Genomic DNA, 20,279 nt, shown 5'->3' with positions numbered 1-20,279 from the left:
TGATTGGCGTGATCGGTCATGCCGGCTCCGGCGCCCTTGGGCACACTCGGGGCAACGGATTTCACCCAGGGCGATCCGCCCGACCATCAGGAGAGCACGATGTCCAGAGGCGCCCCGATTCCCCGCAACCCCGAGAACGATTACTCCAACGAGCAGGCCGGCGTGCGCCGCGACTTCATCAAGGCGCAGACCGGCGCCGCGCTGGATGTGGTGGGCCAGTACGCCATCGACCCGGCCGTCACCCAGGGCAATATCGAGAACTTCATCGGCGTGGTGCAGATGCCCCTGGGGCTGGCCGGCCCGCTGCGCATCGAGGGCGAGCACGCGCGCGGCGACTTCTACGTGCCCATGGCCACCACCGAAGGCACCTTGCTGGCCAGCTACAGCCGGGGCATGCGCGCCATCAGCGCTTCCGGCGGGGTGAAGACCACGGTGGTCAAGCACTCCATGCAGCGGGCGCCGGTGTTCATGTTCGAGGATGCCTTGCAGGCCCGTGAGTTCGGCGTCTGGCTGGTGCGCGAGTTCGAGGCGATCAAGGCGGCCAGCGAAACCACCACCCGCAGCGGCAAGCTGTTCGAGATCGAGCAGTACCCGGTGGCCAACATGCTCTACACCCGCTTCTGCTACACCACCGGCGATGCCGCCGGGCAGAACATGACCAGCAAGGCCACCTACGCCGCCTGCGAGTGGATCAAGGCCAACCACCCGCTGCAGCCGCGCTACATCCTCTCCGGCGCCATCGATACCGACAAGAAGCACTCGGCGATGAACATGATCCAGACCCGTGGCAAACGGGTGATCGCCGAGTTCACCCTCAAGCGCGAGGTGGCCCACGAGCTGCTGCGCGTCGACCCCGCCAACCTCTACCGCTACCGGCAGATCGCCGCCGTGGGCGCCTTCCAGGCCGGCTCGGCGTACAGCGGCGCGCACTCGGCCAACGGCCTGGCGGCGCTGTACATCGCCACCGGGCAGGATGCCGCCAACGTCGCCGAATCCCACGGCGGCATCACCTACGGCCAGTTGCTGGACAACGGCGACTACTACTGGTCGGTGACCCTGCCCGCGGTCATCTGCGCCACCCACGGCGGCGGCACCGGCCTGCCGACTCAGCGCGAATGCCTGGAACTGCTGGGCTGCTACGGAACCGGCAAGGCGGACAAGCTGGCGGAGATCATCGCTGCGGTGGTGCTGGCGGGGGACGTGTCGCTGACCTCGGCCATATTGGCCGGTGACTGGGTCAGCAGCCACGAGGCGCTGGGGCGCAACCGCTGATCAGGCGTTGCCGGGCGTGCCGAGCCGCGCGCCCTGCCGGCGCAGGTAGACGACCTGCGCCGTCACGCCGAGAACCAGCGCCAGCAGCAGGCTGCCCTGGGCGCCCACCAGCAATGGCGCGTGCAGGTCGGTCACCAGCGGGTGGCCATCCGGCACGCGGCGCAGCACCTCGGTGACGGTGGGCAGCATCAGCAGGAACGCCGTCAGGCTCAGCAGGATGGTTTCCAGGTACACCCGCGCGCGGCCCAGTGCGCCTATCCGCCCAACCCCGTAGCCGACGACCAGCAGCACCAGGGTGACCACCGCGATGGCGTTGCTCACCGGTTGCCGCGCAACCAGGAACACCGTGCCCGCACCCAGCAGCATCGAGACGAAGTAGCCCAGGCCCGCCCCGGAGCGCGGCACGATGCGGCCATGCCGCGCGAACATATAGAGCGCCAGTGGAATGGCCGGCAGGCTGCCCAGGGTGTGCAGCCAGCCGAGGGGGGAGATTCCGAACATTCGCTGTTTCCTTCTGGTTGGACGATCGGCATAGCCGCTGCTGCCGGTCACGGTGCCGCAACGCTTCTGCAGCGCTATACCGGGGCGCTATGATTCAGGCCCCAGGTTATTCAACACGCGACCAGCTCGACATGACGGATTCACTGGAAAACTTGACCATTCTTCCGGAAATGCAGTTGGAGGGTCTCGCCACCGGGGACCTGCTCTCCCAGGTGCTGGCGCAGATCCGCCTGACCGGCGACCGCGTCTATTCCTCCGCGCCGGGCAGCGGGGAGCGCCTGGCGCTGGACAGCAACAGCGCCCACATCTGCGTGCTGCAGCAGGGGCGCCTGCACATCCGCTGCACCAGCCAGCCGGCGGTGACGGTGGAGCAGGGCGACATCCTCCTGCTGCCCCACGACCCGTCGGAGTTGAGCATCACCGCAATCGACGGGCCGGCGACCGTGATCATCTGCCGTTTCTGGTTCGACGCCGGCAGCTTCCAGGCCATGCTCTTCGCCCTGCCGTGGCTGATCCACATTCGCCAGACGGACGCGGCGGCCTGGTCCGAGGGGCTGATGCACTTCATGCTGCTGGAAGCCCATGACGTCCAGCCCGGCGGCGCCTTGATGATCTCGCGCCTGATCGACCTCACCGTCATCCGCATCCTGCGCACCTGGGTGCAGCAGGGCGCCGCCTCCGGCTGGCTGGGCGGCCTCGCCGATGCGCGCATCGCCCGGGTGCTGCGGGCCATTCACGAGCAGCCCGGGCAGCAATGGCGCATCGACGCCCTCGCCGAGCTGGCCGGCATGTCGCGCTCCAGCTTCTGCGAGCGCTTCAGCGTGCTGGTGGGGCGTTCGCCCTTGCGCTACCAGAACGAATGGCGGCTGACCCTGGCGAAAACCATGCTGGCCCGGCACGACAGCCGCATCGGCGAGATCGGCTTTGCCATCGGCTACGAATCCGAAGCCGCCTTCAGCCGCGCCTACAAAGCCTTCTTCGGCCGCTCGCCGCGGGATGACCTGAATGCGCGGGGTGGGGCGGAGGGGAAGGACGCCTAGTCGCTCGGCAACTGCGCATCAGCGATGCCAATGGGCGGCCTATTCATCGTGCCGTCGCTGTACTGTCGGCCACACGAGGGGAAAGGTTCGCCAGCCATTCGATGAGGCGCTTCTATCCATGGCCGGCGGCCATCTGGCTTACTAGCCCTACCTCGAACTCAACCAGGGTGACTCGATTGACTGACTATTCCTGCCTGCTGGAGACGCCATCCGTTCAGGTCTACCAGGCTCTGCGCACCGGCTCCGGCCTCAGCGGCAAGACCGATGAAGCCGCGGTGCGGGGGCTGCCCAATACGCTATTCGCCGTGCAGATTCTCCACCAGTCGCAACCTGTGGGAATGGGGCGGGTGATCGGCGACGGCGGGTGCTTCTTTCAGGTCGTGGACATCGCCGTGCTCAAGGCGCACCAAGGCAAGGGCCTGGGCAAACGCATCATGGGCGAGATCCTCAAGTACATCGAAGCCAATGTTCCGGAAAGCGGCTACGTCAGCCTCATTGCGGATGGCCAGGCACAGGACCTCTACGCGCAGTTCGGCTTCGTGCATACCGCGCCGCGCTCGGTGGGGATGGCGTATAGGCGACCAGGGGAGGGGGCTTGATCGGTAGCTCGAAAGAGCCCCTCAAGCCGAGTTACATTCACGCCCTTCAGCTAAAGAAGGGCGTCCCGATGCACGTTCCGATGATCAATCTACTTAACGAGGTGCTGCGCTCGAGCGCCTTTCGGCTTCTGGCCGCCGTATTGCAGGCCAGCGGCATGGGCACTGCCGGGTTGGCTCTCGCGGCGACTCCGGCCCCCGTTGCTGAAAGCACCTACCTCGACTATTCCGAGGCTGATCAGCCCGAACTCTATGCGCTGTGGGGGAAGGAAGGCATAGAGCGCATCAAGGTGATGGAGCGCAAGGCCGTTGCCCATGTCGCCTTGTCGCCCGCCTGCAATCGCATCATCACCGTCGAACCCAAGAGCGCGAAAAGCACCCCGCCCACGGTGGTGGTGGTTTCGGTCGTCTGCGACAACGGCAACAGGTTCTACGTAGGGGAGAGTGAACTGAGGAAGGCGCCGGGCGAGCTGACCTACGAGAAGCTCTTCTAGCGGCTCAGCTTTCCTTCCTGAAGCACAGCACCTTGGTGACCATGCGTTGCAGCACCTGCTCCTGCTGATTCGAGGTGATGCACTCGAGGATGACGATTCCCCGGTCTGCCTTGGAGCGGGAGGGGATGATCTCGATGATCGTGCTGGTGACCTTGAGCACATCGCCGGGGCGAGTGGGCTGGGGCCAGGAAACCTCCGCACCGGCACCGATCACGCCCTTGGCGAAGTGCATGCTCTTGACGATGAGGCGCATGGTGAGAGCTGTGGTGTGCCAGCCACTCGCGGCCAGGCCCTGGAAGAAGCTGCCTTGCGCCGCCTCGGCATCCAGGTGGAACGGCTGCGGGTCGAACTGCGAGGCGAACTGGACGATCTGCTCGGCATCCAGCGCGTGGGTGCCGCTGGTGAATTGGTCGCCCACTGCCAGGTCGTCCAGGTAGAGCCGTTCGGGCCTGTTCGTTGCGTCCATCGTCATGTCCTCGGTTCAGTGGCGTTCAACGGTGCGTTGGCAGTCCGTGGCGGTCATCAATAGGTCTTCGATAGGCTCTCAGCGAGGGGGCGCCATGAGCTCCATAACGCTTGCATCACACCGAGGGCAATGCTCGACATACCCGCTCCCATGAGTTCGCAAATGATCGCGAAGATCAGCACCACATGAAATGCAGGGGTGAAGATCAGAAGGCCAAGGCATCGTTGAGTCTTGCACATCGTTGAGGTTGAGCACGGCGACCCAAGCGCCCACACGGCCCGCCGGATCAGTCAACTGATCGTCGAAATGCGCGAAAGCTTCGCATTGGATGTCGCCAGGCTCAAAAAGCAAAAGTGGCATTCCCTCTGTTAAGCGAATGCCTTGCTGGGCCAGGCTCTGGAGGGTTCCATAACCTGTGATGGGCATTTCGACTTCTGACGTGCCCTCCCTCTTCTTCGCGCACAGAACGGCATTGAAGTCTGCATAAATGCAGGGAATCGTCATGAGTGCATCCTGGCAAGTGTGGGGGGAACAGAGGGGCTCGGACTTTCCACGCTTTGCGCGGCACAGCATTCCTTGTCCATGCGTAGCTCCGGGAAGACTCTGGGTGTAGGCGAGGTGCGGGACATGGAGAGAAAATGGAACCCGGCATGTCTTTCGCGCACGTTATCGATGCATCAGAAACCTGTCCATTCCATAAGTACATCGAAGCCAATGTTCCGGAAAGCGGCTACGTCAGCCTTATTGCGGATGGCCAGGTACAGGATCTGTACGCGCAATTCGGCTTCGTGCATACCGCACCGCGCTCGGTGGGGATGGCGTATAGGCGGCCGGAGCAGGATTCCTGATCGGCAATAGCGCCGGGGGATTCAGTGTTCGCCATGAGTCGCGCGCCTGGTTGGGCGGTCACTCATAGATTTTTCCGCAGTAAAGAAAGGCAGCGAATTGCTGCCACGGATTGGCTGAGGAAAGGCCCTGGGCCACGCCAAAATCACTGTCCTCAGCCCAAGCAATTGCGCCTTCAAGAAATGACTCGATCGAGGTGTTTTCCCAGCCATGTGCATCAGGCCCATAGGCTGAGCTGGGATCTATCTTTTCCTGGGCAACTGATGCAGCACGATCTGCTGCCAATGCGCGTGCGAAGACCAGGAAGGTCTCAATATCCTTGACGTGATCAAGCAGTTCGCTGACATCCACTGTTTAGCATCCGAGTTTGAGTAGGCGACACACGCGAGGTTGGCTATGTCGCCATAACCTCTTAAAGGTGAAGTTGCTTTGCCCGCTGCATTGAAGTCCAGCTCTCTTGAGATTGTTCTCGATTCCGCTTTTTCATGAACGCCATGTATCAACGCTAGAAAAAAGAATGGCCAGGGTTTCTGGGTGTAGAACGAAGCTATAGGTTTTCCCAAAGCCAGAAAGCGGTTCTGGCTTTCGAGCTGAGGTCCAGTAGATAACCATCAGGACAGACTCGGCATCCGCTAGTGGAAGTGGGATAGGGACCTTTTTGACAAAGCTCTTTGCTGCGTAGAAAACATCGCTTTCGCAGTATGTCCAAGCGCTGGCCTCCTGATACAAGGGGTGCTGCTGCACTGCTGCAAGAGCATCCAGCTTGACGGGCTCAGGCACATTGGTAGGTATGCTCACTTCTGCTTGATCCTGCGTTGAGTACACGATGCCTGCATGTGCGCTAGTGCTCCAACTAAGTGCTGCATGGGCTCAGGTGCTGAAGTGCTAATGAACACCTGGATGCTGGAATCACTGCTGCTCGAACTGCGCTTCCTGAGGCGTCTTAAGCAAGCCCGTTTACTGCCGATGCCTCTGACGCTTGGCGATGGTAGGTCGCCAGTAACACCAGCCCTATGAGCGGCACCGCCCACGAGAACAAACAGGCAAAGATTGCTCTTACGATCGAGCCTTTGAGCGCGTATGAAAAGACGCCGGCCAGCGGGCCTTGGGCAATCACCAGCAGTAGCATGGTGTAGAAGGCTGGCTTTCCGATTGATTCGGGCTGGGTATAGAAGATCGCGAGGAATCCGGATATCAGCAGCAGTGCTATGGAGATCAGCGCGAGTGCTTTGAGCGTGGTGTGAGGCTTGCTGGTTGTTGCATTCATCTGCAGTGCATTCCCTTGACTGGTTCCAGAGCTGAGCCTGCGGAAAATAGCTGAGCAGATAGCACGATGTCATCAGGAAAATGGGAGCCCTCGCTGGCGTTCCTCGGCGTCAGGCTTCCCACTCAACTCATCGCCCAATAACCACCCCGTTCGCCCCTGCCTGAACCCGCAACCCATGACTCTTGGTCAACATCGCCAGCGCCAATGGCAGGTCGTCGAGGGGGAAGGTGCCGGAGACGCGCAGGTTCGCCAGGGCCGGGTCGCAGGCGAGGCTTTGGGCGCTGTAGCGCATCAGCTCCTGGGTCCATTGCTGCAGGGGCATGTCGTCGGCCACCAGCAGGCCGTTGCGCCAGGCGAGGGAAGTGTCGCGGGCCGTTTCGAGGGGGCCGAACCGGTCGCGGCCGAAGCGTATCTGCTGCCCGGCGTGGATGGTTTCTTCCTGCGGGGCGCCGGCGAGCTGCACCCGTACGGCGCCTTCGTAGACGGCGAGCAGGGTTTCCTGCGGCAACTGGCGCACGCTGAAGCGGGTGCCCAGTGCCTGCATGAGGCCCTGTTCGCTTTGCACCCGTAGCGGGCGAGGAGGGGCGTGCCGGTCCGCCGCCGTGGCGATGTAGAGCTCGCCGCGGCGCAGGTGCAGCAGGCGCTGTTCGGCGGTGAAGCGCACGGCCAGGGCGGTGTCGCTGTTGAGCGAAACCTGGGTGCCGTCTTCCAGCACCAGGTCCCGGCGTTCGCCCAGGGCGGTGAGGTAATCGGTGCCTGCGCTGCTGCGCTGCCATAGCCACCAACCCAGGGGCGCGGCCCCCATGAGTACGAGCAAGCCGCGCAGGACGGTGCGGCGGCTGGCAGCCGGGCGGTCGAGGGTTTGCCTGGCCAGTGCTGGTGGCAGGGTGCCGAGGCGGGCGAGCAGGCTTTGCGCACGCTTCCAGGCCCGTTCGTGTTCCGGGGCGAGGTGCCGCCAGCGCTCCAGTTCGGCCTGTTGCGCAGGGCTCAGCGGCCCTTCCTGCATCAACAGCAGCCAGGAGGCGGCCTGGGCGAGTACGGCCTGGGCGATGGGTTCGCCATTGGCGCTGACGTCATGCATCGGGCATCTGGCTCAGGCAGGCCACATAGCCCTCGTGGATGTATTTCTTCACGGTGGGCAGGGCGATGCCCAGGGCCTGGGCGATGTCTTTCTGTTTCATGCCGTCCAGGGTCGCCATGAGGAAGGCCTGCCGAACCCGTGGGCGCAAGGCGTCGAGGAGGGCGTCGATCTCATGCAGGGTTTCGAGGATGACGCTCTGCTGCTCGGGCGATGGATGCTCCGGCTCGGGCAGCAGTAGCAGCGCTGCCAGCCAGGCCTGCTCCAGCGAATTGCGCCGCCGCCAGCTGACCAGCACGCAGTTGGCGATACGGGTGAGGTAGGCCCGTGGCTGGCGGATGGCTTCGGGTTGGTTCGCCTCCCGGCTGACCAGCACGCGCAGGAATACGTCCTGGGCCAGGTCGTCGGCCACGCCGCGCCCCCAGGACCTGAGCCGGTACGTCAGCCAGGTGCGCAGCCAGGCGTGGTTCTCGACATAGAGCGTCGTGAGGGCACAGCGATCGGTGAGCAGGGGCGGGGTGTCGAGGGGGTTCATGGTGAGCTGAATCGGCAGGCGGTTGTCGCAAATGAAAACAATTATCACTAAAATCTTTTGCGCCACAAGCCCAGATGAAAATACGAATATTCCGCATATACCTTTTTTGATCTCGTGCGACAGAGGGAGTGAGAGCCCGCATCGAGTGCCGGGCATACACCCTACGAGCGAGAGAAGCATGCCCGCAGTACACCGGCTTTCCCCTGTTCCGCGCCCCCCGCAACGTCTGTCCCCGGTCGCTCTGGCCGTGGGCTGCGCCATGATCGGCTGCCTGCTGGCGAGCGGTGTGCCCATGAGGGCCCACGCCGCCGGCACCACGGCGACCACCGCCACCCGGCTGGACGATGCCACGCCCCGGGACTACGACATCGCCCAGGGGCCGCTGGGTACGGTGCTCGGCCGCTTTGCCAGCCAGTCCGGCCTGCTGCTGTCCTATGACGCCGAACTGACGCGCGGCCATACAGCACCGGCGCTCAAGGGGCGCTACACCGTGCTCGAAGGCGCCCAGCGCCTGCTGCGGGGCTCCGGCTTGCAGCTGCTGCCGAGTTCCCCTGGCACCTATGTGCTCGTGCCCCAGGGCACGGAGCCGAAGGCCGCGCTGGAGCTGACGCCCACTGTGGTCGGCGCCACCGGCCTGGATGAGCAGGACACCTACCGCGCCCCCCGATCCTCGGTGCGCCTCTCGCGGGAGGACATGGAACGCTTCGGCACGGTCTCTGTGGGCGACACGCTCAAGGGCGTGGCCGGCGTGCAGGTGGGTGACAGCCGCAACGGTGGTGCGCTGGACGTGAACATCCGTGGCATCCAGGGGCAGAGCCGCGTCGCGGTGCGGGTCGACGGTTCGGAGCAGGCGCTGGATGTCTACCGGGGCTACGGCGGCACCCAGCAGCGCAGCTACATCGACCCGGACCTGCTCAGCAGCGTGACCGTGAACAAGGGCCCCAGCTTGCGCTCCGGCGCCATCGGCGGTGCGGTGGAGATGACCACCCTCGGCGTGGACGACATCCTGGTGGACGGCAAGGACATCGGTGTGCGCTTCACCGGCAACCTGTGGAACAACGGCGTCGAGCCCGCCCACCGCAGCCGCCATTCGAAGGACGAGGAGCTGAGCACCGTGCCGCGTGACGACCGGGCCAGCCTTTTCGGTTCGGCGGCCGAGTCCGGCAGCGCCGCCTTCGCTTACAGCCATGAGCGTTTCGATCTGGTCGCCGCCTATGCGCACCGCAACCAGGGCAACTACTTCTCGGGCAAGCACGGGCAGGAGCGCTACCGCCTCTACGATCGCTGGGGTGATGAGCAGGCCAGCGTGGCCAACACCTACGAACCGGGCGAAGAGGTGCTCAACTCCTCCGCGGAGACGGATTCCTACCTGTTCAAGACCACCTGGCGCCTGGCCGACGAGCACACCCTGGACCTGGGCTACCGGCGCTTCGACGGCAACATGGGCGAGATCATGCCGTCGGACATCTTCCGCTACGGCACCGCCGGCATCTATCAGTACCCCACCAGCGAAGTGAAGATCGACGGCTACACCGCGCGCTATCACTACCTGCCCGAGGGCAACCCGCTGGTGGACCTCACCGGCAACCTGTGGATGACCGACTCGAAGACCAGCACCCTGAGCGCGGCCTGGATGGCGCCGAAATCCCAGCTGTTCCGCACTGACCGCAGCTGGGCCCGCCAGGACAACCGGCGCATCGGCGGCGACCTCAACAACATCTCGCGCTTCGCCACCCGCCACGGCGATTTCACCCTCGACCTGGGCGGCGGCTTCCAGCTCGAAGACCTGCAACCGCAGAAGAGCGTGGTCACCACCCAGCACGACATCAACGCCAACCGTGGCCTGCGGGATGCCTCGCGCCAGGAGTTCAGCTTCAACGGCAAGCTGGAATACCAGCCCATCGAGGAGGTCATGCTCTGGGGCGGCGGCCGCTACAGCCACTACCGCACCCAGGACAACACCCTGCTAGCCGAGGCCCGGCGGCAGGATCGGCAGATGCGCTGGATCACCGTGAGCAGCCCCACGAGCTGGGGCAGCATGATGTGGTTCCCGGACGAAAACGGGCAGTACACCGACGCCACCGACCCGCGGCTGAACAACGGCATCGTCTTCGGCAACAGCAACGAGCCGTTCAATGGCGTGCCGTTCAACGAGTCCGGCGCCACCAACGTGACCGTGCACCCGGAAGGCGTCAGCAACGTGGTCACCGGCTACGACTACACCCCGCAGCGCGGCAGCAGCGGCGGTGGTTTCTCGCCGGCCTTCGGCATCAATGTCGAGTTCCTGCCCGACACCTTCGTCTACGCCTCCTACACCCAGGGCCTGCGCCTGCCGTCGCTGTTCGAAACCAGCCAGGGCACCCAGCAGGTGACGCCGGGCAAGCACCTCAAGCCCGAGCGTTCGCGCAGCTGGGAAGTGGGCGTCAGTGCGCTGCGCAGCGACCTGCTGGTGGGCGGCGACTCGGCCTCGGCCAAGCTGGCGTACTTCGACAACGACATCCGCAACTACATCACCCGTTACTACGACCCGAGCCCGGGCCTGTGGGGGCAGATGACCTTCAGCAACACCGACAGCTACAGCACCCGGGGCCTGGAGCTGCAGTCGCACTACGACGCCGGGCGCGTGTTCGCCGACTTCTCGGCCACCTACTACCTGAAGACCGAAACCTGCGACGCGGCCTTCGCCGCCAAGCTGCGCGCCTCCGCCAACCAATACCAGCCCACGCAGGACACCCCCGACTGCACGCCGGGCAGCTACATGGGTTCGTACACCAACACCCAGAACCCGCCGCGCTACTCGGCCAACCTGCTCGCCGGCCTGCGCTTCTTCGACGAGGCCCTGACCGTGGGCGGGCGCATGACCTACAGCTCCGGCCCCACCGCACAGATGGACAAGCCCTGGCAGACCGGCGCCACCACCCCGCAGATCGACTACCGCTCGGTGACGCTCCTCGACCTGTTCCTCAAGTACCAGCTGCTGGAGCACACCGAGATGAATGTCTCGGTGCAGAACCTCACCGACCGCTACTACCTTGACCCGCTCGCGCAAAGCTACATGCCCGCACCGGGGCGCACTTGGCGGGTGGGGTTGCAAACGCGATTCTGAGTTGGGGGCTTTCTGCCTGGCTGTTCCCGGTGCCCGCTTCTGGCTTGAAGCGGGCACTCAATGTTCAGCGCTCAATACGTGCTGCAATGTTCGTGGGATCGCCTTCTCGCAACATTTCAAATAGACGCTGCCTCTCCTTCAACCCCGGCGGGATGCCTGTAGTCTCTGCTTCTATCACCACCTCGCCTTGTGCATTGCGCATCGTTACCACGGCTCGCCCCCATCCTTGGTCGTTAAATTCAGTGATGACCCAATCGCAGGTGATGGTGTCGCCGGCATATACCGGTCGTTTGAAGCGGAACATCATTTCCGCTGCTAGCCAACCAATCTGACCCCCGATTTCGGTCATCAAACTGGCAGTGAGCAGCCCTTGGGAGACGGGTTTCTTGAAGCCGCGTAACGCAGCGTAAGGGGTGTCGAAATGCACGGGGTTGTAATCCCGAGAGATTAGGGCGAAGTCGTCAATATCCTTTTCCGAGAAGCGACGTGTGAGGGTGAAGGCATCACCTGCGGCCAACCCCGCTGCGGCTCGCTCTCGAAAGCGTTTCATAATTGCACCTCGGGCTTTTCATCAGTGAAGGAGTGTTCTGGCTCTGGGAAGGTACCTGCCTGCACTTCCCTGGCAAATGCCTGAGCGGCGCGATGCAACACACCACGCATATCAGCGTACTGTTTGACGAAGCGCGGTAACCGCCCGCTGCGCAAGCCGACCATGTCCTGCCAGACCAGTACCTGGGCGTCGCAGCCGCTTCCGGCACCGATTCCTACGGTAGGGATTGTCACGGCGCGGGTTATTGCCGCGGCTACCTCGCCAGGCACCATTTCGATGAGCAATGCAAAGGCACCCGCTCGCTCAAAAGCCTGAGCCACATCCACAAGGCGCTGGGCATCCGCGCCACGCCCCTGCACACGGTAGCCGCCCAATTGATGCTCTGCCTGGGGTGTGAAACCAATATGAGCCATAACCGGGATGCCAGAAGACACCAGCTTTTCTACCTGCGGCAGCACCTCGACACCGCCTTCGATTTTCACAGCATGCGCGCCGCCCTCTTTCATGAAACGAACTGCGGTGTGAAAGCATTGCTCAGCAGAGGCCTGATAGGAGCCGAATGGCAGGTCAGCGATAACCAATGCGCGCCGCGTCGCGCGGGCAACCGCGCCGACTAGGGGTAGCAATTCGTCCACTGTCACAGTGAGGGTGGAGCCGTAGCCAAATACGTTGTTGGACGCGGAGTCACCAACCAGCAATGCCGGGATGCCGGCAGCTTCGAAAATTTCAGCCGTGTATATGTCGTAGGCGGTGAGCATTGCCCACTTCTGACCATTCACCTTCATCTGCTTGAGGTGAGGAATTCTCACCCGGCTGGGTTGGAGCGATTCTTCCAAAACCTTATAGGGTGGGCTCTGTTCACTCATGCGCGTGTCCTTGAAGTTCAACCAAATGCCTGCTCAGTGAGCAAAGCCAGGCCGACCATGATCATGGCCGCCCCGGAAAGATTGCTAACGAACAGAGCCGCATGCGGGCGCGCCCGAAGTACAGACTCGGAGCTGAAACCGACCAACAGATAGACCACGCCGCAACTCAGGGTATGCGCCAGACCCAGCGCGGTGATCTGCATGGGAACGGGCCAGGCGAAAGAGGTATTGGCGAACTGAGGCAGCAAAGCGAGGAATAGCAAAAGCACCTTCGGGTTGAGGCCGCTGATGCAGGCGCCTTTTAATGCCCAGCGCGCCCATGAGCTGGACTCTTGAGCCTCGCCAATCTGTGGTGTGGACGGATTACGCAGCAGGTTGAGACCCAGCCAGATCAGGTACGCCGCGCCGGCGATGTTCATCACTAGCATTGCGGCGGGATGACCCGCAACGACTCCACCGACCCCTGCCGCAACGATCAACGTTGCCAAAAGATGCCCACTCAACAGCCCACTCACGGCAGGTATAACGACCCGTCCTCGCAAGCCCGCTGAAATGGCATAGGCCCAATCGGCCCCCGGAGTAATTACGAATAGGAACGAAACCGCCCAGAAGGCGGCAAAAGTGCTGAGGCTCATTTCATCTTCCGAATGGGCTGGCTGCACGACTGAAAGGCCCGCAGCGAGATTGGCTTCGGAAAGGAGAATATAGAGGTGATATCAGAATTATCTTTTAAACTGACCCTAATTGATCGGTCCATTGGGGAGAAAATTCAGATTGGATAGGCTTGATAGGAAGATTCTTTCTGAGTTGCAGAAGGATGGTCGACTCACAGTCACAGAGCTGGCCGAGCGCGTGGGACTCAGCTTGTCTCCCTGTCATCGTCGCGTTCGCAGCCTGGAAGAGTCAGGAGCGATCCAGGGATACCGTGCCCAGCTCGATCCAGCCATCTTGGGCTTGAATTTTTCAGCTGTTGTCTTCGCCACCTTGCGCGAGGGTGATCGCGACGCTGTTGCTGCATTCGAGGCTGCATTGACCGACATACCGCAGATAGTGGAAGCACAACGCCTGTTCGGTGAGCCTGACTATCTGCTGCACGTCGTTACGCGCGACCTACCGGCTTTTCAAGCACTCTATGACGAGAGTCTCTCGGGGCTACCCAATGTCCAGCGGTTAACCTCAACCCTTGTAATGAAGCGAGTTATTCAGGACAGAGAGTTGCCTTTGTAGGCCGTCCATCGAATGTCCGCTATTTGCCGGTAGCTGCCTGTCGCCGGCGTCTGCTTCCGGCAGACGCGGCCTCTCACGAGCACCAGCTTGCGCCGACCTCTGCACGCGTCATCGAATGTCGGATTGCTTCAGGTCATACGTCGTGACCGGCTGCTGCTCGCAAAGGCGCACGATCAAGGCCTTGGTTTTGTGTGACGCCCGCCATTAGCATCGAGGTAAATCTGCCCCACCTCGAGCCCAGCCATGCACGACGATTACCCTCCGTTCCACCTGTTCGGAGCCACCTTTGCCTCTGACGCCGAGGCTGAGCGCTACGCCTTCGAACAGTGGGAACCGGAACCCTCCAGCAGTGCAACCGACGTCGAGTACTCCGCCTGGGAGGATCGGAATCCCACCTGGCGGCTGGCCGAGGAACTGGAGTTCTACATGGATTCGGATTTTGTTGAGCTGTTGGGCGGCGTGGCGGATGTCGTTACGCAGATTCGAACGCCCCATGACGCCGCACGGATCAGCGCCGAATCAACAGGGTTCACTCATTTCATCGTCGTCATGGCTAATGCAGACGCGATCTGGGCTGACCGACGCGCTACTTCTGCCCAGGTCAAACCTGTCGTGCGTGCGCCTGAAAGCACTGCGACAGTCACCTACCTTGGCCGATTCAATTGAGCAGCAACACAACGCCAGGCGGGCGTTCTGTTTCGGGTTCAGGACGGCCGATAGGGGCCAGTTGCGTACCGTTCCGAACGGCTTTAGGGCGCTACGGCCCTTATCTCATTCATCGTCAATTCGTCTGGAATTGATGCTTACCGCGCAGTCCCATCGCCTACAGGCGACCGCATGGGATAATCTTGCGCCACGAAACAACCATGAAGCGGTGATTTGAACGATGGGTTTTGAGCAATTAGCTGAGCTACGGGACCGCCTGCGGGCTGAAAAGCAACAGGCACAGGGTGAGCGCCCCGAGCGCCCTGAACGCCCGAAACAGCGCAAGCGAGACGCCGCGCCCCAGCAGGCCAAGCCGCGTGAGCAGGACCCTGCGGTGGAAGCGATCTGGCGGTTGCAGAAGCACTTCCCCCTGGCCTTCCCGGTCAACCCCGCCCCCAAGGTGCCGCTCAAGGAGGGCATCCTCAAGGACGCCGAGCAACACCTGGCGCTGCTGGGGTTGAGCCTCGAACAGCTCAAGCTGGGCGTTGCCGCCTGGTGCACGAGCAGTCGCTACTGGGCAAGCATGGTGGAGAACGCGCCCCGTCTGGACCTCAACGGCCAAGCCGTTGGTACGGTGACGGCCGGGCAGGCGCTGCACGCCAAGCAGCAGGCTGCGCGGAAGCGTGGGCAAGCGCGCCGCAAGCAGTCGAAGCGCAAAGAGGGCGCCAAAGAGAGCCCTCAAGCGCCCGCCGTCGATGCCGAGGCGCAGCAGCCCGCGAGCTGACGGCTCCGGCCGGGCACGAACCTGCTACGGCTTCTGGCCAGTGGCAGTTCCAGTGCCCGACGCCAGCCACGCGTAGACGTGGTCGAGCGCGCCGCTTTCATCCCGGCGCTGCTCCACCAGCCGCATGCCGGCCTTCAGCAGCACACGCTGCGAGGGCAGGTTCTCCGGCGCCACTGTGGCGATGATTCGGTCGAGCCCATGCCTGGCGTGCCCATAAGCCAGCAGCGCCGGAATGGCCTCGCTGGCCAGGCCTTGCCCCCAGGCCGAGCGGAGGAGGGCGTACTTCACTTCGGGCTCGACCTGCCCGCCAGGGTGAACCAGGCCGCAAAAGCCGATGACCGCCCCCGAGGCGATGCCTTCCAGCGCAAACATCCCATAGCCCCGCTCGCTGTAATTGGCCCAGGTGACTTCCAGCCAGTGTTCGCAGGCGGTGCGGCGGATCGGCTGCCCGTCGCCCACCCAGCGCATGGCCTCCGGGTCGGAATAAACCGCGTGAATCACGTCGAGGTCCTCGGCCGCCCACTGCCGACAGCGAAGGCGAGGGGTGGTGAACAGGAGGCGGGTCATGGGGCGTATCAGCCTGCGCTTTGGGTGGCTGCTGATCTTAGCAACCAGGATTCACCCAGGCGTCCTTCGCCTGCTCGTGCAAGGGTGGCAGAATCTGCTTCGATTACCTGGCCGGCCAGCCTGCGGCCCCTCCCTCTCAACGGTCCCATCGCCATGAAAACCAGCCTGCCCTGGCTCGCCCCGTTGCTCGCCATCTGCCTGGGTGCGCCCCTGCCGTGCGCCGCTCAGCGTCTTGCTGCCGAAAACCATCGCGTCGGCGTGCAGGTGCTCGACCCCGATGCCCCCGCCGTCGGCACCTGGCGGGTCAAGGTGCATGCGACCTACCGGCCATTGGTGGAAGGCTCGCCGAACACCACGGAGACCACCACCTCTCGCGCCAACTGCCCGTCGTCGCGCTTCAGCGTGCCGTCACTCAAGCGCTGCACCCGCACCTGGAGCCGGACGGTGTGGCTGAAGCTGCCCGCCGCGCAGGTCATGACGGCAGGCCCGCACGCCCTGGACCTGGACTTCGCCCCGGTAATCGAGGACCACGGCGGCACCTTCCGGATCGACAGCCTGGCCCTGGAATACATGACCTGCGCCAAAGGCTGCGAGATCGAGCGCGTGGATATCCCGCTCAGTTGCTATGCCGACGACACCGAGCCGGGCGAGGTGCTCGCCGCCGGCCTGCTGCTCAGCTACTCACGCGGCGCCAAGGCTGCTCGAGAGGTGGCCGAGTGCGGGCTCAAGGTCGGCCGGGAAGTCAGCTGGGCCAACCGGGAGACGGTAATGGCGCGCGTGCGTGGCCACTTCGGCGACGAGCAGCAGATGGTCAGCAGCGAGCTGCTCAACGCATTCCCGGCAATCCCGGGCGCCGACCATCGCTGGCGGTGGAACCCGGCGACGGACCGCGATCTGCTCGACGATCGCTGCCCGTTGCCGGCCAACCAGAGCTACGTGAACAGCACCTACTTCGCCACGCTACCGGTCACCACGGGCTGGCCGTACCGGCATGAGGCCGAGGTTTACGTCACCAGCAAACCGAATGGCGAGGTGTGCAACATCTGGCTGACGGGCACCGGTGATGAGATGTACCTGCGTTATTTCTACAGCTACCAGGCGGGCACGCTGATACAGGCGGCCACCGACGGTGAGGCGGACCGGGTATCACACGAGTGGCGCTGGGCGAACCGGGAACCCTGGGAATATACGCGGCGGCAGATGCCGGACTCGGTTGCCGGGCACGACGCCATCCTCTACTGGCACAGAACCGCTGCCGAGCAGTGGCCCAAGCGCATGGACTACACACCCGACTTCGAAGAGTTCAAGGCTCTGAACGCGTTCTCCCAGCAGTTGCTCGAACGTTTTCCGGCGAAGTAGAGGCAGGATCATCACAGGGGGCGTGTAGATTGCCCATGCCAGGATGCGGCGCGACAGCGAAGCAATACCCTGACACTTTCATCGGAATAACTTGAGGCGATTGATCGGGCTTTGCGATATTAAACGGCCATGCCGAAAGTGTAGGAAGCGTTCCTCAGCCCTTGGCACATACGCTTCCGTCATTCCTCCACCCCCTGGCTCCCCTTGCCACTCCACTCGTTGTGCAACTACATGGTCGCTACCGTCATCCTCGGCATGCTCTGCGTGCACCTGCTGTGTTTTTGCGTGATGTTCCTGCTGATCAGCACCCGGCTGAACAGCAAGAAGATGGGCATGGAAGTCTTCGCCCTGGGCAATTTCCTGCTTGGGCTCGCCTACATCCTGCAGTTGGTGGACGGCCCTGCGGGCTGGGGGCTGGTGAGTGTGGTCAACCACTCGCTGACGCTGTGCGCCCCTGTGGCCTATGTGCTGGGCGCCTTGCGCTTTTTCGACCGCCCGACGCCTGTGGTGCGCCCGCTGCTGATCCTCGCCGGCACCTACACCGTGGTGCAGGTGCTGGTGCAATGGGCGCTGGGCAGCGAGGCGCGCTATGCACTGCTGGCGGGGGCCTGTGCGTTGCTCTTCCTGGGCATGACGGGGACGTTGCTCTATACGGGACGGACCATTGCCCGGGACCTGCGCGTCGAGATGGCCGTGTTCGCTGTCCTGGTCGCCGGCATCTGCGGCCTCAACGCCGCGAAGCTCGGCATGATCCTCACCGGCGGCATGGCGGCGCTGGATATGAACACCGGCTTCCAGAAGATCTTCTACATCTACATGTCTTTCCTGGCGACCGTGCTGCCGCCGTGCGCCGTGTGGCTGGTGCTGCGCCGCCTAACCGATGAGCTGCGCAGCATGGCCGCCCATGACCCGCTCACCCACTTGCTCAACCGTCGGGGGCTGATGGAGGGCCTGGATGCGCACTTCCGTTCCCGCAGCGCCGGGCCTGCATATCTGCTGATCGTTGATATCGATCACTTCAAGAACATCAACGATAGCCATGGCCACAAGATCGGCGATCTCGTCCTGTGCCGAGTCGCCGATGTCCTCAAGGCCACCGCCCGCCAGGGCGATCTGATCTGCAGGCTGGGCGGGGAGGAGTTCGTGATCATCACCCTGGACACCGACAGGGCGGGTGCCCTGCAACTGGCGGAGCGCACCCGCGCGGCCATCGAGAGCAGCGAGGTGCCCGGCACCGATCAGCAAACGCCGATCCGCTGCACGGCCACCATCGGCGTTTCGGAAGGCTTCACCCACTCGCAAGCCCTCGACGGGGTCATGCAGCAGGCGGACAAGGCCCTGTACCAGGGCAAGGCCTCGGGGCGTAATCGCGTCGAATGGGCGGGGCGTTCGATCGGCTTCTAGACGTACCCGGCATCGAGGCTGGGCTGCTATCCCCGTCGACCCTTCAGGATCGGCGCCGTTTTCCCAACAAGCCACGCCTCGTGCCAGGCCCGGTTGTGCCCGTCGAACTCCGGATTGTCGTACTGCGAAGCCCACTCGCGAAAGGCCACCTGTATGCCGTGTATATCGCCGCCAGGCGCAATCCGCTCACCAAGGCGTTCCTTTCACGGATCTTATTGGGTTATGGCTGCTCAGCCCGGGGTGGGGATGAACCGCCAATGCCAGGGCTCATAGTCGAACCCGTTCGGGTTGCCTCGCGGGTACGACAACTGGAAGCCGAACGCCGCTGCGTGTTTTTCCAGCCAGGCGAACGCCGGTGTGTTTTCAAACTCGGTCTCCAGCGCCGGGCAACCCGGCGTGCCGATATCCACCGCCAGCCCCGTGTGGTGCTCACTGAAAAGTGGCGGTGCCGACACGGCCAGGATCTGCTCGAGGCTCAGCCCGGCCTTGAGCTTTCTCTCGATAATCGACACCTGCCGCGCCACGCTTCTGAACGCCGAGACGATATGCAGGTCGACTCCATCCGCGCTTGCGCCGGATTTGAGCCTTGCCCAGGCTTTGGCGGCGGATGGTGCCAGCTGGTGTTCCCTGCCATTCGCATCGACTTCGGCCACCTCCAGAACGGTCGCCTCGGTGAACTCCTGCAGGCCTTTGGCAACAACCAGCCCGACGGGGATTCCCAGCTTGTCGAGCATGGCCAGAGCGGCGGCGGAATAGTGCATGTGATGGCCTATGGGGGAGGGCATGACTCGGTGGGCGTGGTGCCTTGGAGTAAAGCGGAGGGGCTTGTCATTAGTCGAGGGCTGGGTGCGCTTCTGGTCGACAACTGCTCATTGCGACAGGTTGCTATCGGCCATTAGTGGTCACTAGGTTGGGGCGACTGACTTGAGCAAGTTGTTAGATACGAGTGGCCTTGAGCGGGGGCATGGATATCACACCGGCACGACGGCTGTTCCTGTCCTGCTCTCGGTGGCAAATTTTATAAGCACTTGACCACACTTAGATCTCTCGATCATTTCCGGCGAGACGGGAGTCTTCAATCGGACCCATGTGCTATCTCTGCTGCCAGGGTCTAAGAGTGTGTAAGCGGTCTTGTTGTTCAGACCGAACTTGATTTGTAGTGAATTCTTAAAGATGCCGGACTTAAAGTTTGAAGCAACCGATGCACCAGCGTGCGAGAAGAAGCAAAATCTGCGCACACGTGGCCGGAATGCCGCAGCCGCTAAGAAAACTGGCGCGCCTGTCTCGTTGATGATCTCAATGTGAAGGACAGGTTGAGGGGAGTCAGGAGACTCTGCGCCAACCTGATCTTGGGGCTCGTTGAAGACGGCATGCTCGACATATACGTGAGCTGTCAAACCTCTGAGGCCACGGCCTTGATAGTCGAGCAGAGTCGTTTGGAGGCGGAGCCAGACCCAAGCTAGTACCGCAACGGCCACGCCTACCAAGCCTTTTGCTACCTCGGCTGGAAGCGACTCAAGGATTTTCTGTAGCAGTTCAGCCATGGTCATTGTTGCCATCTCCGCTGGCTTGTTCAGAGTGATCTGGTGATGCCTAGCGTTCGCCGCCTCACATATAGGGCCGTCGGTTTGCAGCGAATGGTTAGGAATAAAGCCAGTCAAGTACTTCCTTTACTT

The 20,279-nt window shown here is 62.9% G+C and carries 25 protein-coding genes; 11 read left to right on the top strand and 14 right to left on the bottom strand.

Annotated elements, in window-relative coordinates; genetic code table 11:
* Window positions 1–99: 99 nt before the first annotated feature.
* Entirely contained in the window at window positions 100–1,272 is a 1,173-nt protein-coding gene (locus tag PSm6_RS27955) for a hydroxymethylglutaryl-CoA reductase (RefSeq protein WP_021220097.1), read from the top strand.
* Here PSm6_RS27955 and PSm6_RS27950 read toward each other — a convergent pair whose 3' ends face one another.
* Entirely contained in the window at window positions 1,273–1,773 is a 501-nt protein-coding gene (locus PSm6_RS27950; protein WP_043242142.1) for a hypothetical protein, read from the bottom strand.
* A 152-nt stretch (window positions 1,774–1,925) separates the two neighbouring features.
* Between PSm6_RS27950 and PSm6_RS27945 the strand changes: the two genes are divergently transcribed.
* The 3 genes from PSm6_RS27945 (at window position 1,926) to PSm6_RS27935 (ending at window position 3,903) form a co-directional block, all read left to right on the top strand.
* A complete protein-coding gene (locus tag PSm6_RS27945) occupies window positions 1,926–2,813 on the top strand; it encodes an AraC family transcriptional regulator (protein ID WP_265168918.1) in 888 nt (295 codons plus the stop codon).
* 176 nt (window positions 2,814–2,989) lie between these two features.
* Window positions 2,990–3,412 (top strand): GNAT family N-acetyltransferase, encoded by a 423-nt coding sequence (locus tag PSm6_RS27940; RefSeq protein ID WP_021220100.1) that lies wholly within the window; start codon window positions 2,990–2,992, stop codon window positions 3,410–3,412.
* 80 nt (window positions 3,413–3,492) lie between these two features.
* Window positions 3,493–3,903, top strand: coding sequence for a hypothetical protein (locus PSm6_RS27935; RefSeq protein ID WP_265168917.1), 411 nt, complete (start codon window positions 3,493–3,495; stop codon window positions 3,901–3,903).
* Window positions 3,904–3,907: 4 nt separating this feature from the next.
* Here PSm6_RS27935 and PSm6_RS27930 read toward each other — a convergent pair whose 3' ends face one another.
* A complete protein-coding gene (locus PSm6_RS27930) occupies window positions 3,908–4,369 on the bottom strand; it encodes a MaoC family dehydratase (RefSeq protein ID WP_371876987.1) in 462 nt (153 codons plus the stop codon).
* Between the two features lie 78 nt (window positions 4,370–4,447).
* A complete protein-coding gene (locus PSm6_RS27925; RefSeq protein ID WP_265168915.1) occupies window positions 4,448–4,873 on the bottom strand; it encodes a hypothetical protein in 426 nt (141 codons plus the stop codon).
* A gap of 146 nt (window positions 4,874–5,019) precedes the next feature.
* Between PSm6_RS27925 and PSm6_RS27920 the strand changes: the two genes are divergently transcribed.
* Entirely contained in the window at window positions 5,020–5,217 is a 198-nt protein-coding gene (locus PSm6_RS27920) for a hypothetical protein (RefSeq protein ID WP_201769784.1), read from the top strand.
* 58 nt (window positions 5,218–5,275) lie between these two features.
* Here PSm6_RS27920 and PSm6_RS27915 read toward each other — a convergent pair whose 3' ends face one another.
* The 5 genes from PSm6_RS27915 to PSm6_RS27895 all read right to left on the bottom strand — a co-directional run bounded on the left by PSm6_RS27915 (window position 5,276) and on the right by PSm6_RS27895 (window position 8,095).
* Window positions 5,276–5,566 carry a DUF7660 family protein gene (locus tag PSm6_RS27915; RefSeq protein ID WP_081672258.1) on the bottom strand — a complete coding sequence of 97 codons (291 nt, stop codon included), beginning with the start codon at window positions 5,564–5,566 and terminating at the stop codon, window positions 5,276–5,278.
* 132 nt (window positions 5,567–5,698) lie between these two features.
* Window positions 5,699–6,013 carry a hypothetical protein gene (locus PSm6_RS27910; RefSeq protein WP_265168913.1) on the bottom strand — a complete coding sequence of 105 codons (315 nt, stop codon included), beginning with the start codon at window positions 6,011–6,013 and terminating at the stop codon, window positions 5,699–5,701.
* A gap of 145 nt (window positions 6,014–6,158) precedes the next feature.
* On the bottom strand, window positions 6,159–6,482 hold the full coding sequence (locus PSm6_RS27905) for a hypothetical protein (protein ID WP_021220104.1): 324 nt from the start codon (window positions 6,480–6,482) through the stop codon (window positions 6,159–6,161).
* A gap of 127 nt (window positions 6,483–6,609) precedes the next feature.
* Window positions 6,610–7,563, bottom strand: coding sequence for a FecR domain-containing protein (locus tag PSm6_RS27900; protein ID WP_265168911.1), 954 nt, complete (start codon window positions 7,561–7,563; stop codon window positions 6,610–6,612).
* Entirely contained in the window at window positions 7,556–8,095 is a 540-nt protein-coding gene (locus tag PSm6_RS27895; RefSeq protein WP_265168910.1) for a sigma-70 family RNA polymerase sigma factor, read from the bottom strand. The genes PSm6_RS27900 and PSm6_RS27895 overlap by 8 nt, the downstream gene beginning before the upstream one ends.
* Window positions 8,096–8,273: 178 nt before the next feature.
* On the opposite strand from PSm6_RS27895, the gene PSm6_RS27890 reads away from it, so the two are divergent.
* Window positions 8,274–11,201: a TonB-dependent receptor gene (locus PSm6_RS27890; RefSeq protein ID WP_265168908.1), complete on the top strand. Its 2,928-nt coding sequence runs from the start codon at window positions 8,274–8,276 to the stop codon at window positions 11,199–11,201.
* Between the two features lie 64 nt (window positions 11,202–11,265).
* On the opposite strand, the gene PSm6_RS27885 is transcribed toward PSm6_RS27890, so the two are convergent.
* The 3 genes from PSm6_RS27885 to PSm6_RS27875 are packed head-to-tail and all read right to left on the bottom strand — an operon-like array spanning window position 11,266 to window position 13,252.
* Window positions 11,266–11,751, bottom strand: coding sequence for a MaoC family dehydratase (locus PSm6_RS27885; protein WP_021220108.1), 486 nt, complete (start codon window positions 11,749–11,751; stop codon window positions 11,266–11,268).
* A complete protein-coding gene (panB, locus tag PSm6_RS27880) occupies window positions 11,748–12,617 on the bottom strand; it encodes a 3-methyl-2-oxobutanoate hydroxymethyltransferase (protein ID WP_265168906.1) in 870 nt (289 codons plus the stop codon). The genes PSm6_RS27885 and panB overlap by 4 nt, the downstream gene beginning before the upstream one ends.
* 17 nt (window positions 12,618–12,634) lie before the next feature.
* Window positions 12,635–13,252, bottom strand: coding sequence for a LysE family translocator (locus tag PSm6_RS27875; protein WP_265168904.1), 618 nt, complete (start codon window positions 13,250–13,252; stop codon window positions 12,635–12,637).
* Between the two features lie 139 nt (window positions 13,253–13,391).
* Here PSm6_RS27875 and PSm6_RS27870 point away from each other — a divergent pair, with 139 nt between their 5' ends.
* From PSm6_RS27870 to PSm6_RS27860, 3 genes are all read left to right on the top strand, one after another.
* Entirely contained in the window at window positions 13,392–13,844 is a 453-nt protein-coding gene (locus PSm6_RS27870; RefSeq protein ID WP_021220111.1) for an Lrp/AsnC family transcriptional regulator, read from the top strand.
* A 243-nt stretch (window positions 13,845–14,087) separates the two neighbouring features.
* Window positions 14,088–14,510 carry a hypothetical protein gene (locus tag PSm6_RS27865; RefSeq protein WP_265168902.1) on the top strand — a complete coding sequence of 141 codons (423 nt, stop codon included), beginning with the start codon at window positions 14,088–14,090 and terminating at the stop codon, window positions 14,508–14,510.
* Between the two features lie 220 nt (window positions 14,511–14,730).
* Complete coding sequence (locus PSm6_RS27860) at window positions 14,731–15,273, top strand: ProQ/FinO family protein (RefSeq protein WP_265168900.1); 543 nt, start codon at window positions 14,731–14,733, stop codon at window positions 15,271–15,273.
* A 24-nt stretch (window positions 15,274–15,297) separates the two neighbouring features.
* Here PSm6_RS27860 and PSm6_RS27855 read toward each other — a convergent pair whose 3' ends face one another.
* Window positions 15,298–15,840, bottom strand: coding sequence for a GNAT family N-acetyltransferase (locus tag PSm6_RS27855; RefSeq protein ID WP_265168899.1), 543 nt, complete (start codon window positions 15,838–15,840; stop codon window positions 15,298–15,300).
* 153 nt (window positions 15,841–15,993) lie between these two features.
* Here PSm6_RS27855 and PSm6_RS27850 point away from each other — a divergent pair, with 153 nt between their 5' ends.
* Entirely contained in the window at window positions 15,994–17,199 is a 1,206-nt protein-coding gene (locus PSm6_RS27850; RefSeq protein WP_265168898.1) for a hypothetical protein, read from the top strand.
* A 231-nt stretch (window positions 17,200–17,430) separates the two neighbouring features.
* Window positions 17,431–18,603: a GGDEF domain-containing protein gene (locus tag PSm6_RS27845; protein WP_265168896.1), complete on the top strand. Its 1,173-nt coding sequence runs from the start codon at window positions 17,431–17,433 to the stop codon at window positions 18,601–18,603.
* Window positions 18,604–18,833: 230 nt separating this feature from the next.
* Here PSm6_RS27845 and PSm6_RS27835 read toward each other — a convergent pair whose 3' ends face one another.
* Both PSm6_RS27835 and PSm6_RS27830 read right to left on the bottom strand, forming a co-directional pair.
* Window positions 18,834–19,364, bottom strand: a complete 531-nt coding sequence (locus PSm6_RS27835; RefSeq protein ID WP_265168894.1) for a M15 family metallopeptidase — start codon at window positions 19,362–19,364, stop codon at window positions 18,834–18,836.
* Window positions 19,365–19,574: 210 nt separating this feature from the next.
* Window positions 19,575–20,153, bottom strand: coding sequence for a hypothetical protein (locus PSm6_RS27830; RefSeq protein ID WP_265168892.1), 579 nt, complete (start codon window positions 20,151–20,153; stop codon window positions 19,575–19,577).
* Window positions 20,154–20,279: the final 126 nt, after the last annotated feature.

Origin of the sequence: Pseudomonas solani, from assembly GCF_026072635.1 — a bacterium.
Lineage (GTDB): Bacteria > Pseudomonadota > Gammaproteobacteria > Pseudomonadales > Pseudomonadaceae > Metapseudomonas > Metapseudomonas solani.
The sequence above is the reverse complement of the archived record's forward strand: the minus strand, read 5'-3'. Positions and strand labels throughout refer to the sequence as shown.